The organism is Mesorhizobium escarrei, from assembly GCF_935825525.1.
GTDB lineage: Bacteria > Pseudomonadota > Alphaproteobacteria > Rhizobiales > Rhizobiaceae > Mesorhizobium > Mesorhizobium escarrei.
In genome coordinates this window covers 24,485-37,905 of the sequence record NZ_CAKXZT010000130.1, presented here as the reverse complement: position 1 = coordinate 37,905, position 13,421 = coordinate 24,485, and the positions used below count along the sequence as shown (strand labels likewise).

12 protein-coding genes are annotated in these 13,421 nt (G+C 56.6%); 5 read left to right on the top strand and 7 right to left on the bottom strand.

Features of this window, described 5'->3' with window-relative positions:
* Positions 1-260: 260 nt before the first annotated feature.
* A complete protein-coding gene (locus tag NMG80_RS17850; RefSeq protein WP_254019312.1) occupies positions 261-1,388 on the bottom strand; it encodes a DUF4062 domain-containing protein in 1,128 nt (375 codons plus the stop codon).
* Positions 1,389-2,574: 1,186 nt separating this feature from the next.
* On the opposite strand from NMG80_RS17850, the gene NMG80_RS17845 reads away from it, so the two are divergent.
* From NMG80_RS17845 to NMG80_RS17830, 4 genes are all read left to right on the top strand, one after another.
* On the top strand, positions 2,575-4,008 hold the full coding sequence (locus NMG80_RS17845) for a toll/interleukin-1 receptor domain-containing protein (RefSeq protein ID WP_254019311.1): 1,434 nt from the start codon (positions 2,575-2,577) through the stop codon (positions 4,006-4,008).
* 274 nt (positions 4,009-4,282) lie between these two features.
* The gene (locus NMG80_RS17840) at positions 4,283-4,810 is read left to right on the top strand and encodes a hypothetical protein (protein WP_254019310.1); all 528 of its coding nucleotides are present in this window, start codon (positions 4,283-4,285) and stop codon (positions 4,808-4,810) included.
* 12 nt (positions 4,811-4,822) lie between these two features.
* Positions 4,823-5,518 carry a hypothetical protein gene (locus NMG80_RS17835; protein WP_254019309.1) on the top strand — a complete coding sequence of 232 codons (696 nt, stop codon included), beginning with the start codon at positions 4,823-4,825 and terminating at the stop codon, positions 5,516-5,518.
* 31 nt (positions 5,519-5,549) lie between these two features.
* Complete coding sequence (locus tag NMG80_RS17830) at positions 5,550-6,257, top strand: IS6 family transposase (protein ID WP_254019308.1); 708 nt, start codon at positions 5,550-5,552, stop codon at positions 6,255-6,257.
* A gap of 321 nt (positions 6,258-6,578) precedes the next feature.
* Here NMG80_RS17830 and NMG80_RS17825 read toward each other — a convergent pair whose 3' ends face one another.
* The 6 genes from NMG80_RS17825 to NMG80_RS17800 all read right to left on the bottom strand — a co-directional run bounded on the left by NMG80_RS17825 (position 6,579) and on the right by NMG80_RS17800 (position 12,635).
* A complete protein-coding gene (locus tag NMG80_RS17825; protein WP_254019307.1) occupies positions 6,579-7,796 on the bottom strand; it encodes a hypothetical protein in 1,218 nt (405 codons plus the stop codon).
* A gap of 370 nt (positions 7,797-8,166) precedes the next feature.
* On the bottom strand, positions 8,167-8,928 hold the full coding sequence (locus NMG80_RS17820) for a hypothetical protein (RefSeq protein WP_254019306.1): 762 nt from the start codon (positions 8,926-8,928) through the stop codon (positions 8,167-8,169).
* Positions 8,929-9,379: 451 nt separating this feature from the next.
* Complete coding sequence (locus NMG80_RS17815; RefSeq protein WP_254019305.1) at positions 9,380-10,318, bottom strand: lipase family protein; 939 nt, start codon at positions 10,316-10,318, stop codon at positions 9,380-9,382.
* Positions 10,319-10,774: 456 nt separating this feature from the next.
* Positions 10,775-11,386 carry a VldE C-terminal domain-containing protein gene (locus NMG80_RS17810; protein WP_254019304.1) on the bottom strand — a complete coding sequence of 204 codons (612 nt, stop codon included), beginning with the start codon at positions 11,384-11,386 and terminating at the stop codon, positions 10,775-10,777.
* Positions 11,387-11,427: 41 nt separating this feature from the next.
* Positions 11,428-11,700, bottom strand: a complete 273-nt coding sequence (locus NMG80_RS17805; protein WP_254019303.1) for a carboxypeptidase-like regulatory domain-containing protein — start codon at positions 11,698-11,700, stop codon at positions 11,428-11,430.
* Between the two features lie 11 nt (positions 11,701-11,711).
* Positions 11,712-12,635 carry a trypsin-like serine peptidase gene (locus tag NMG80_RS17800; RefSeq protein ID WP_254019302.1) on the bottom strand — a complete coding sequence of 308 codons (924 nt, stop codon included), beginning with the start codon at positions 12,633-12,635 and terminating at the stop codon, positions 11,712-11,714.
* 481 nt (positions 12,636-13,116) lie between these two features.
* Between NMG80_RS17800 and NMG80_RS17795 the strand changes: the two genes are divergently transcribed.
* Positions 13,117-13,356: a hypothetical protein gene (locus NMG80_RS17795; RefSeq protein ID WP_254019301.1), complete on the top strand. Its 240-nt coding sequence runs from the start codon at positions 13,117-13,119 to the stop codon at positions 13,354-13,356.
* The last annotated feature ends 65 nt before the right edge of the window (positions 13,357-13,421 follow it).

The window sequence follows — 13,421 nt, the reverse complement described above, 5'->3', positions numbered from 1 at the left end:
ACGGCTTCAGCTACGCGCTTACGCTTGTTCCTCCCTATCGGAATAACTGCCAGTCAGTGTCGCCATGTCACGCCCCTCCCGTGAGGGATATTGTTCTAGCGCGCTCGTCGTTTGCCGTCACGGGGATGGGCGCGCCGAGACCGGCCTTTGTCCTGCTGCGATTAGCAAATGACTCAGATCACCACGAAATCCGAATAGGTGAGCGCTAGCTAAAGCCGTGTGGCGCGTAAGCCGGAGTGATCCATCAATTTGATTGGCTATTACCCGTCGGTCGGTCTGAATTCTACTTTATGTACCGCTGCTGCGATCTTGCGAGCGGCATCGCGCGAATCCCCATTCCTCAGGTCTATGTAGAGTACATCGCGCAAGAAGCTCGGAAGCTCTACGTCTTCCAAGAGTACCGGGATCAAAAATGGTCCCCCGGTTTCGCGGAGTCGATTTGCTGCGAAATAGTCAAGTTCGTGACGTGCCCATTCGCTTTTCAAGGAAGCCCGGGATGCGAAAAAAACCATGGCGTCAGCACGCTTGAGACCGCGCCCAATTTCGTTGAGAAGCGAATCGCCAGCAACAAGCTCCTGCTGGTCGACCCACGTTCTCACATTCAGTCTCCGTAGTTCCCCGGCAACCGCCTCGACGACGCTGCGGTCACCGTGAGCGTAACTCATGAAAACCCATGGGAGATGCTCGTCCGACCGCCACGGAAGCATTCGGGGGAGGTCCGAAAAGATCGCTTTAATTCGATCGCCAACACTTGGTGGTCGCCCACGAATGTCCCTCAGTGCAGTACGAAACGCGGAGAGAATTAGAGCTTCTCCGAGGCCCTCCGCCACGGCGCTCAGCGCTATATCTCTAAGTTGATCGAAGAATGCGCTCTCCGTGCCAATGGATACTTTCCGCCGACGATTCTCATCTTTGAGCAATTCGATGTTTTCGAGAAGGTCGGATTGCACTTTTCCGGCAAGATCCTTGGCGGTGCGAAACCGCGCGATAGTGTGCCTCTCATTCAATGTGCTCTTAAAGGCAAGCAGGGCCGTAAGTTTGGCAGGGTCGGTCTCGAAGTTCGTTGCTGGAACTTCCACCCCGTCGTCTCGCATATACACGAGACAAAGCTTCTTATTGCGATATCCCTCCTGATACTCAGCCTCAGAAAAAGAAATCGAGCCCTCAGGAATAAGGCTTCCATACTTGTGACCGACGATGACTACGATCACGTTACTCTTGCGGACTTCAGCGAGACACGAATCCAGCGGTCGCCCCGGTTTTGCTCCGAAGAACTCCATCGACTCATGTTGGAGCTTCAGTTGCGCAATCGCGTCGATCGTGGCGCTACGCTCCCCCGTCAGATCGGCGTACGTGCTACACACAAAAACAGTTACCGATTCAGTCACCTGTCATGCCCGTATGACTTTTTCATGCGTCAAGATATACGCTTCTTCCCGTTCATTACCTGCGCGCCACAGAACTCCGATTCCTCCCCGCTTGTTGGGCACCGGCCGCGAGCTCACCACCACCGCGTACCGCCTTCCGGCCTCGCCAACTCGCGCCGCTCCGTTGTCAGGATACCCGAGCCATCAAGAAGCAATTATGGACACTAACTGGCGACCTGAACAGAGACTCGAGTTGCGGTTAGGCCGTCGTTGCTCAAGACGCCCCCCTTGCCAGGAATCTTTCGTAAAGCAATTCACCATTCCAGGTCGGCGGGCCGCAATCCGCAATCCGACCACGCACCCGGGATGGTTTCCGAGGTAAGTACCTTCTTCGTGGCTTTCGGGTCGATGAGACCGCGCACCAACCATCGTGCGCGTTGCGAGTGCTGTCACACACAATCCAGTGCTCGCACCCCCGGCTCGGTAGGATTGATCTCCACGCCGAGCCGGGGTCGGTACAGCGCCGAGACTGGCAGCACGGCTGTCAACATGAGTAGCGTGCCTCGATTCTGCTAGGTGTGCTGTGCTATTTTCATTTATGCCCGCCAAAAGCCACGCTCAATGCACGTCAGGAAGCCTTCGCCCGGGGTTTTGCCGAGGGTATGAGCCAGCGACGGGCCTATATGGCGGCGGGCTACGATTGCAAAGGCACGAGACCGCCGATGAGAATGCATCACGGCTGCTAGCTAATGCCAAGGTCGCGGCAAGAGTATCCGAATTGCGAAAGAGAGCCGCCCAGACGGCCGAGAAAACCGTCACTTCCCTGTTGCCGACCTCGATGAGGCAATCGCTCTCGCACGCGAGTGCCGTGCGCCAGGTGCGATGATCGCGGGGATCATGGGACAGGGCAAACTGTTGGCGTCAGCGTCACGCCCTTGCGGTTCAGTTCGCGGGCAACCAGCGCAAAGTCCTGTTCACGCTGGTCGCGCGGTGGCGGCCGGCAAGCCTAAACAGCAGCCGATCGAGCGCCGCGTCCGCCCTGAATTTTCTAGGTGTGCCACGTATCCGGGCATAGGATGAGGCCGCATGTATTGCCACAATTTTGGGGAAGATCGGGCAGGAGAACTGATGACCGAGGAACACGAGTCTCGCGGGATGTGCGCGATGCGCGCCTCGACCGGGCATCGAGTGGAAAGCCGAGGTTACTATGAATATTTTCATATGCTGGTCTGAGGAAAGAAGCCGGCTTCTCGCGAAAGTGTTAGGCTCTTACCTGCCGCAATTCATTCCAGGTCTTCAGGAAACCAGCCTGTTCATGTCGGACAACATCCCCAAGGGTACTCGTTGGTTCGATGCGGTCGAGAAGGAGCTGGAGAGAGCCAACGCCGGGCTCGTGTGCGTCACGCGGGAAGCGTTGCAATCCGGATGGATTCACTTCGAAGCCGGAGCGCTTGCCAGGGCCGTCCGAAAGAATGAGAAGCAGTCTGGGGGCGCGCTCTACACCTATCTACTGGGGGTTTCGCCGGATGAGTTGAGGGGCCCGCTAGGCGCATTTCAGTCGACGACTTTCGATCGCGAAGATACAAAAAAGCTCTGCGCGGCGATTGTGACCTCTATGAAACCGGACGCGCCGCGCCGGGAGGAGTGGGAGAAGGCTTTCGATGACAACTGGACCAAATTCAAGGACGCGGTAAAAACCATCGGGCCTCTGCCTGCGGACAAACTCATTCCCGACCTGGAAGAGATTTTTAGACGCAAAACGTTCAACGAGCCGATCGAAGAGTGCGCGCGGCAGAGCTGGATCGACAGGTTCACCGGTGCGCGCGAGACGATTGCCGGTCTTAGAACCTACGGCGCCACCATGAAGGCCGACAACTCTTATCTGCTAGATCTTTACAACGAGTTGCTTGAAGAGCTGGATGGCTATGCCATGAATATGGGCGCACTGCTTCTGACGGAAAATCGGTTCGAGATCAGTCCTGATGACGGCAAGCTTGCAATAGGCAACGGGATCAAGAGGGCGTGCGAGAGCCGGCGCGGGAGAATAAGGCAGCTCGTAACACACTTGCTGGCTCCGAATTGCGCACCCGTGCTCGAAGCGGAGTCGAGGCGATACGCCAAGATACCTTCGTTTGAAGCGAAGAAGGCCATTATGATTCATCCGGCTGAGTGGGAGATTCAGCGGACGTTCAATGGAAAGGAGACAAGCAAGCTCACAAAGGATCAGCTCAGCGCTTGTGCCGTGAGCCTCTGGGAGTTTGACCGTATCTATTTCTACCTTGTGCAAGAGAGGTCGGTTTCGGCCAACATTGGCCAGCTTGTTGAGTGCCTCGAACAGGAGTTCGAGAAACTACGGGCAGTGGACGGTGGATCGAGCCTGATCCCGCTTCACTATGCGACCCGTGCGACAAAGCGCACTCTGGCACGCCCGGCGGTGCGGCGCAAAAAAGCCGAAATCTCCACGAAAGTCCGTTTGCTTCTCACCAGCATCGAACAGTTTCTGAAGGAGTATGATCTCGACAAAAGTCAACAGGTTCGAGATAACATCAAAGAGTTCCGTGCTCTTCTGGACGTCCCAGTCGGCGAAGCGGCCGGGCAACGGCTTTCGGAGGAGGCATCACCGGTCGCGTCGCCTTACTGACAGTGGATGTATTGTTATGTTGCGCGCATCCGGTAGAGCCATTGATCGGTAAAAAGCATTGCGCAGGAAAGGCCGGGGCCCCGGTTGCTGCTGTGCTGCCCAAATCTCGTGCGTTTTCTATGCGCGGTCTGTCTTCGACAAGCCTACCGCTTCCGGCTATCCTTGGCACCTCAGGCACTCGGATCTAGCGATCCGATCCGTCAATTCAGGCGTCGCGATGTCCAGCGTTGAAACCGTCAGACCGCCGAGTACCGTAGCACTGTTCAGCGGCCACATGGTCGACGCGCCCGATCGAAAGATTCCGCGATTCCCCCCGGACAAAGAGCCTGCGGCCGCCGCTGCCATTGCCGACGCGCTGCCGAAGATTGGCGTCACCCGAGGTGACCTTGCAATTTGCGGGGGCGCTTGCGGCGGCGATCTGCTGTTCGCCGAGGCCTGTCTCGAGCGCGAGATGCCGGTTGAAATCTACATTCCGTTCGACGGGTCGACGTTTCTTGCCAATTCGGTGGATTTCGCCGACGGCAGTTGGCACGAACGCTATCTCGCGGTCAAAGCGAAGGCGACGCTGCGCGTCGCGCCCGACGAACTGGGACCGCTTGGCGAAGGCGGGAATGCCTATGAGCGCAACAATCAGTGGATGCTGGACTCGGCAGCGCGATTTGGCGGCGACAGGATGGCCTTCATCTGCTTGTGGAACGGTGAGGGCGGCGACGGTCCGGGCGGGACGCAACATCTCATGGAGGAGGCGCGCCGCAAGACATCGCGGATTTACTGGCTGGACACCAGAAAGTTGTGGGATTGAGGGAATACTTGGATGCCAGTTTGTTTCATGATCATGCCGTACGGCCGCAAGCCAACCCAGGCCGAACCCGGGCGCGGGCCGGCCGAGATTGATTTCAACGCGCTTTGGGATCGCGGCTACGTTCCGGTCATCAAGGATCTCGGCTATGAACCAGTCCGCGCCGACCAGGACACCGGCTCATTGATCATCGGCCAGATGCTGGAGCGGCTTTATTTCGCCGATCTAGTGCTGGCGGACATGACGATCCCGAACGGCAACGTCTATTACGAAGTCGGTATCCGGCACGCGGCGCAGAAGTTGGGCTGTGTCCTACTTGCGGCTGACTGGTCGAAGCAGTTGTTCGACGTCGTGCAGATGCGCACCGTGCGCTATCCGCTTCCGGAGGGTGACATCACCGACGACACCGTCGCCGGCCTCCGGCCTCCGATCAAGGATGGCATCTTGGCGCTCCGCGACTGGCTTTCGCCGATGCACCAGTCGATCGCGGGCTATCCGGACGATGTCGACCCGGCCAAGGCGACCACGACCAAGGACCAGCTTGCAAAGCTCGCTGCATTCCAGACCAAGGTGCGCGAGGTGCGCGCCGCAGCTCCAAACATGCGCATGCAGCTCGCACGGGCGCTGGTCGCGAGCAACGGAAATCCGCCTGCGACCTATCCGACCGCACTCGCATTGCTGCTGCGGCACTGTCAGAGCAAGTTTGATTGAAGCGGGCGATGCGGTCGCCTAGCATCAGCGGATGACAAAACACAGCCCGTTCCGCTATTTCAAGACCTCACCCGAGATCATCCGCCTCGCGGTGATGCTGTACGTGCGCTTCCCGCTTTCACTACGCAATGTCGAGGATCTGCTGCACGAGCGCGGAATCGATGTCAGCCACGAGACGATCCGGTACTGGTGGAACCGTTTCGGCCCGATATTCGCCGCCGAGATCCGGCGCAAGCGGGCGCAAGGGATGCGCGCCAGGCCACAATTGCAATGGCACCTCGACGAAGTCTTCGTCAAGATCAACGGGCAGACCTACTACCTTTGGCGGGCTGTCGATCACGAAGGCGAGGTCCTTGAAGCGTTTGTCTCAAAGAAGCGGGACCGAAAGGCAGCGCTGAAATTCCTGCGAAAAACGTTGAAAAACTATGGTCGACCCAAAGTGATCGTGACAGACAAGCTGCGTTCCTATGGCGCCGCGATGAAGGTCCTAGGCTGCGCCGACAGGCAGGAGACCGGCCGCTGGCTGAACAATCGAGCTGAGAACTCACACCAGCCGTTTCGACGACGAGAACGCGCGATGCTTCGCTTCCGACAGATGCGAAGTTTGCAGAAATTCGCCGCCGTTCATTCGTCCGTGCAGAATCATTTCAACCAGGAGCGCGGTCTCTACAGCCGAGACAATTACAAGCTCAACCGCGCCGCCGCTCTTGCCGACTGGCGTCAACTCGCCGCGGCCTAAAGCTCAGCTATCTGCAGGAATCTGATATCGGTTCGCGTTAATCTGACAATGCCCTCGCGACCGCGCAGCCGTCCGCGCCGCGATCACCGAACCCTGGTCAAACGGTCAGAAGGAGGGCCAGATTACGAAACTCAAGCTCGTGAAGCGCCAGATGTACGGACGCGGAAAGCTCGATCTCCTTCAAGCCAGATTGATCGGCGCTGCATGAACGCACACTTCATCGAGATTGCGTCAGAGCCAGAATTGGACGCCGATTGGAGTGCGTTTTGGAAGCCGTTTGACACAAAATTGACGAGAGCCTACCGTCTCAAACTGCCAAAATTACTCCGATGAGACCTCGTGCAGCCTATAAAATTTGCTCTGTTCGGCGAATTGGCCTGTTTTCAAGATGTTTCCTGTTGTTCCCTCTACAACAGAATAGCTTAAGGCGACACCGCCCCTAACAAAGAAAGGCATTCTGCCAAAGAAAGTCCAGACGTTCTTTTTTGTATAGGTCGAACCAATCGGCACATGAAGCTGCAACAATAAGGCTTTGTCGCCTATCTCCAAGCGGTCGGAAATCGCCTTCTCCTCCATGATGCTGGCGAGGAGCGGCACACCTTTCGTGTCGGCAACCATCAACCCGGCAGTCAAGTCGTTGAGGAGCTTCTGAGCGGCTGTGAGTTCCTGGACCACGGTGTTGTAAGCCTGCGACACCTCTTGGAACAGGAGCTTCTTGCCGTTGTCAGCCTCCTTCCCAGCTAGGTCCGCGAAGCTTGCCGCGCTCTCTTGCGCTGTCTTGATCTTCGAGACGGACGCTCTCTGCGGGCCGTTCACCTTTTCCAGTAACGTCGCCAACTCTGCATCTGCCGCCGAGGGCATCCATCGCGCCGGATACCAGGATTTCTTAAGCCTGCTGGCCACCGCAAGGGCCAGGAAGTCGTCGTTGATTCCCGTCACGGTCACAGCGCTAGTCTTGTAGTCAGTCAGAAAATAGCTGCCGAGCTTAACGCCAAAGTCGAGCAATGCACCTGCCGCAGTCAGGGAGACAGCGGACTCTTTTTCGCCGCCCCGCACTCGTTCGATCTCTACCCCCTCAAGCTTAGTTCGAAGCTCATCAGCCTCGGCAAGCTTGGCATCCGATCTTTCAAAGGCGATCACGATCGCGTCGATCCAGGCTCGGAAGGCACGCCAGCGCCCGAAGTTTGGACGCTCGGTTCCGGTGAAGATGATAAACCTGTTGTCAGGTTCGACCAGTCCCTCGATTTCCTTTGCGATCCGGCAGGCGATATTTCGGACGATTCGCGCGGCGAGAAGGCTCGCTTCGCCTGCGCCCGCGCCTGAGTCGGCCGTTACCGCACCTTCGAGCTTCCCTCCAGCAAGCGTTGGATAGAGTGCCTTCTGTCCTGCCAAGTCCGCGTTTATTGCGGCCATTTTCGCTTCCGCCGCAACCTTCTGCTGAGTGTATACGTCGGCTTGGGCAAGAAATACTTGCTTCTCAGCTTGAAGCTGCTCCAATTTCCCCTGCAGTCCCGCCAACTGTTCACCAGCTATTCCCATCTCTCTCTCTCTCTCTCTCTCTCTCTCTCTCTCTCTCTCTCTCTCTCTGCCGCACATTCATGAGACAAGCTCGTTGTTCGGGAACAATTATGGTTGAGGAGGGCCGGTCGTTCGTCGAACGGCGTTTACGCTCAATACATGCCCGGAAGATCGCCTCCAGATTTTGTACAGATGGCGCCAGAAGTACGGCCAGAATGTCCACGCCCAACAGTATCGAGTAGCTTCGATGCCGAACGAGCTCCTTGCTGTTGACAACATTTCGCGGATGCCGTGTTTCAGGCAGACATCGGCGGCCACCGTAGCCCGGATTAAAGGGTCGTCCATCGGAAGGCCTAGCGTTTATTTGCAGACCCATTCAAAAAGCGAGCCACTAAAGTTCCGCACTTGCAATATGCGCCTTCGTCAAGGCACCCAAGCGTATCCGCAGATCGACCTCCATCGCCGCCAAAAGACTATTGTTCGCAGACATCGTCGTTGTCGAGCTCTCGAAGTGGGCCTCCGCCTCAGTCAACTTGAAAAATAGAATATTCGTTTCGTTGAGATCAACGTTCAAGCGTGCGATTGCATACCGAATGCTGGTGTCGGTTTCGTTGCTGCTGACCGCCGCGAAGTGGAGTTCTCGCGCCTTGAACCGACGCGTCTCGCGATCCAAAAGCTTTATCCACGGAGAGCCGGCATCGGCTTCTTGAAGATTTCTAAGGCCCGCTAGAATGATCGGGCCTACGGCCGCGCCGCCAAAGGCGACCGTCAGGAACGGAATTATTGCCTTGTGAACCCTCAAGCCGGTTTTCCTGAATTTTGAATTAATGATCGCCGAACCAGCAAGCGAAAAGCCTAACTGCCCAAGATTGGACGTATATGAGGCGAGCCAATCGTCCTCATCATCCTCTTGCTTCATCGCCTTTGTCGCGACCCGGCTGGCAAAAAGCATCGAGAGCGAGACACCGGCCCGGACCGCCATGCTAGGTACTGCTGAAAAGTCGATGAGCGTGGTTCCGGAAACAACCCCGTCTGGTAACTTGTCGAGGTTGAGTGCTGCAGTTTCAGTTTCAACTTCACCCAATTCTATGTCTGCCGGGTCTAACGTCCCGAGTTCCGCGCTCTGGATGAATGCCCTTGGATTGACAACCATGTGACTCTACCTTTCTTTGCCAGTACTTAGCCCTGGTCCCAAGAGCCCCGTTTTGCCTCTCAGCCATGGCTCAGGGGCCAACCCGTGCAGCAATGTATCTAAACGCCAACAACGCCTCCGCGAGATTCGTGCGATCGAAGCCCTCCTCCAGTCGTCGAATGCTGGAGGTAAGGCGGCTGACTCAATAGGTCCTTCCAGGCGAACTGCGTAGCGAAGGAGGGAGGCCAACAGGTATGCAATCGGTTGGCAAACAGCGAACCGCGCGCCGGCCTTTGCGGATGTCTGCAGACCGCCTGACGTTGATTCTCATACGATCTAGCTTTCCCATATCGCGCGCCAACAGCGGGCGGTCCAACGAGACGGTAGGGAAAGACATATTTGCGCTCCTGCGATCGGACGTCGAACGCGTTTGCCAGCGAACTGCATATCTCGGAATCAAACACGTGCGTTGTCAAAGACTCAGCATCTCCTTCAGTGACTTCTGGAACGAAGGCGCGCGAAGGTACTTGACGATAGAGTGGCGCCAAGCTCCCTCATTCGATACCTCGATATCCTCTAACTTTGCCAATCCGGTTGCTCTAAAATCGTTTGCCAGAAACGGATCGAAGCCGCAAACCGGATCGAGCTTATCGAAGACATTTAACCATGATCCGCTGACCTTCTTGCTCGGAAACCCGTCGGCCCGCGTCCAACCTGGTTGTAGCTTGTCCTGAATCTCGTCCAGCCCAAGCGGGCTTCCAATTGTGACAAGCCCATTGACGCGGGCGCAATCGTCGATGCGCTTTAGGCAATCGTAGGCGATAACAGTGCCCATACTGTGGCTCACGACGATATGGGGCCCATTGTTGATAGGAGCCTGCAGCGCTGCGACAAACCTCTGCCGGATCTCATTTTGAATTCGGTATGTGGTTCCCGGCCGCGGGCTGTGCTGCGTATTGAAGAGGTAGTGATGTACGTCGCGCAGGAAGGTTTCGAGAAAGATTTTTTTGACAAGCCAGGGAAGAGGCACTCTTTCGTATGCAGCGCCTTCATGCGTGCTCTCCGGCGCGATCGCCGCAACAGCCTCCGTCGCTGCCAATGTTCCACCGATCTTTGCGGCCACCCCCACTAGGAACGCAGCCTCTTCCGCACTCTCGGTGGTCGGCACGCCAGTTGAAGCGTTGGCAAAAGTCTCCTCGATCGGGGATACAGAGGCGCTTTCATACGCGGCGACATTTAGGTCGGGCTCATTGTAAAGAACGTCCGCCCAATATACCATGGAAGAAGTGACGCCTCTTAGTTCCAGGTCCAGGCCCTCTGGACCTTCGGCAAGGTTGCGCAGCCAAATATCATGCAGCGTAGTCACGTCGGGTTTGTTGCCAACACCATGAATGAATGTAACGTGGGCCATTCGCTTAGCCTTTCTTCAACTCCCGAACATTTCCAAGCTGCTGCCCATCATCCACAATAGAAACATGGGGTTACGGCGCACGGAAATTTTTCTCCATCATAGCTAGGTTGCTAAACGGCACCCACGCAGTAGCCTCGAACTGTTCTTTCTAATGTGCTGATTCTTATAGCGGTGACATCATCCTCTCCACCTTCAGCATGTTGGAAAGGACAGGAGAACATTGAACGCCGAGGTTCGCAGCGCAGAAGCAAGTATTGCGGCCCTAAAAGCTGCCTTTGATATCGAAACGGGAGGCTGATGCCGATCAGCGCTAGTGGCGAGACAAGCCCCGCAAGCGCCTGACGAAGTACGTTTGGGCAACCCTCCGCCGGAATCCGAACTCGTGCACTAAGGTTTCATACCAGCTTCGGAAACACCTCCATCACGCTCGTTCGGAGCGGCATTCAATTTTGGATGCTAGGCCGTCAGAGACGGGGGTAAATTCCATGCGGTCTCACTGTCATAAGTTGCTTTTTCGGGTTTCACAGACACATGGATGTGATGCGTATGGCCGTTCCTGCCACTATAGTTCCGCCAACCCCATGCCGGCGCGCCGCCAACCGCAGAAGAGCTGGCGATTTTCCGGTTCCATATGATGTATTTTACACGTGAGTCTCTAGCTTGCGTAATCGCGTTCGCGATGGCTTCAGCGCTGCAGCCATGGTCCGGATCGTGCGTGATATCCATTGCAGTCACCACACCTGCCGTGCCGTCTTTGACCCATGGATTGTGGTCAGATGCTCGCGACTGATGGCTGGGGTCACCTATCGTGCCGTCGCTCTTTTTTAGGCGGCTCGGCGCGAGGCTATTTACCTGTGAACGGAGTGTTAGCAGGGATTTCGCAACCCGCCATGCCGATATCGATGTTGCCTCTCCTGGTGAAGGCTGCGGACTTGGATCGTCCGGATCGCCGTGCAGGTCCTCGTCGCTAGCCTTGCTAATCTCTTTGGCAAGTTCAGAGTCGGGGATGTCGGTCGCTGGCCGCGGAGCAGCCTCGGTTTCGGGAAATGGATTGTTCTGGTCGCTCATCGGTTTCTCTCCCTCGTTCGACCAGCGTCTTTTGACGTCGGTCAGTCTGCAATGCTGATCTCGAAGCTGCTCGCTTCCGGCCCCGTAACTATTGTGGTCACTCCAAGTTTTCCATCCACCGTCCGTGCCTGCAGCTTGAAATGGCCAGGTGGCAACGCAATTCCAAAGTGGCCGGCACCGTCACTGCGGATGGCTATTTCGGGGGTCGGTGCCGTTCCCGTCGTGACGTATACAAGCGCTTCCGAGACGCCTTCACCATTTGAACGAACGACTCGGCCGTGATGCAGAATTTTCTCGGCATCGCCCATCAGCATTCAATGGCCAGTTAGCTACTCTCCAGGTCTTCATCTCGCCAAGCCTCAATTTGCTCGACAACTTCAGGCAGAACGCGGGGGGCTGAATTTACTCGCATAGCAATGCTGCCGGGCGTGCCACCTTCGCCGTAGGCATGGATTCCGACTACGACCGGATGCGCGTTCTCGTCGGGGAAGACGTAGGCAGGACCACCGCTCTGCCCTCCCGACGTGTCGACGTCATAAAATATCCGACGCGTCGTGACGGCGCGGATCCGGTTCTTCGCCCAGTAAAGTTCCGTGCCGCCCCCCGGCGAGGCGGGATAACCAGAAACGTTAATCAAATAGTCCTGTAATTCCTCGTCAGGCAACGCCCCGACCCGAAATGCTTCTGTCGCGGGAAAGAGATCTGCATCCAAATGGATCGCCGCAATGTCGTAGTCGGCGTCCTGTTTTTCGGTCCAGAGATTGAGCGTCGAGAAACGTCTTGCGACAAAGGAGCCGAAGGGTCGGCGCTCTCGATCCCGACCCGGCGTGACCCTGATCTCGCGAGCCCAGCCCCCCATTTGCTTACTATCGAACACGCAATGCCCGGCCGTAATCAGTGTGCGCGGTCCTACCACCCATCCGGTGCCTACATAAGTTCCGGTCATTGCGTCGATCTCGAGCGCACAAATCAATTTCCAAGGATATTGATCTGTGGAAACGATACGAGTTCTCTCGTCCGCGTTGAACACGGTTTCGAGACCGTTCTCGACGGGTGGCGCGATGCTGACCTTGCTTTTTCCGATCACAATGCGCCGACGAACCAATTCGGAAATCTTCGAAGGAGGTCCATCTGGAGCGGCGGTTAATCGCTCGGCAATCTTCTCCTCGCTCACTGGCGCAGTCCGAGCCTCAAGACTTCCGAACTCAGTGTCAGCAGGTTTTCGGACCGACTTCAGCTTGAAGTTCATCATCCTCTCCCAAATTCAAAACTCAGGACAAGAGGTTAATACTCCGAAATCGTTCTAAAGCATAGAAAATAGAAACAAAAAAGTTATCGATTTTGCGCTCCATCTGAAAATCTATCCCCCACTCGCCCAGCGGACCAAGGCGGCGAGGCAGGACCTGGGCTAGTCGCTTCGACGCCGCCCGGGTAGCTCTCCGCGTACAGGACACGCCAACGCCAGAACGGCCTCGTGCAAGATGGCCAACAATTCAGCTCCGGCTCCCACACCAGCGCCTTATGAAATCCTGCCTGTTTGTCAGCAACCGAGCCAATGTCGGAGGACGTGCCGATGGCCAAGGGGCACACCAGTGGTGGATGTCGATGTCACAGTTCCGAGCCGTGGCGGGCTGTGTGCACGATAGAGTCGCGGAGACTTCTACCAAACATACCGACCGTTGCTCTGATACTTGAAATTAAGCTAGGCTGCGCCAAACGGAGGAATGGCCATGGGAGCAACCGATAGGCCGAAGCATTGGCCGAAACACGTCAGTGCGATCTCGATTGAGGGGCTTGGATCGCTTGGGATTGATCCGTCAAACGGCGAGCTCTATTGGGACGGAAGGAAGCTTGCACATCAACACATTCATGGCCTGAGGAACTTCGAGCGAATTCTGGCGCTGCTTACAGCGGCCTCAGCAGTGGTTCTGGCGATGATCGAGGTTGGTCGCGTCGCACATATGTTTTAGTTACAAGCCCGCAGCCGATGCGGTACGAGAGCCGCCGCCGACCGCGGCGACCTCCCCTTCCAGCC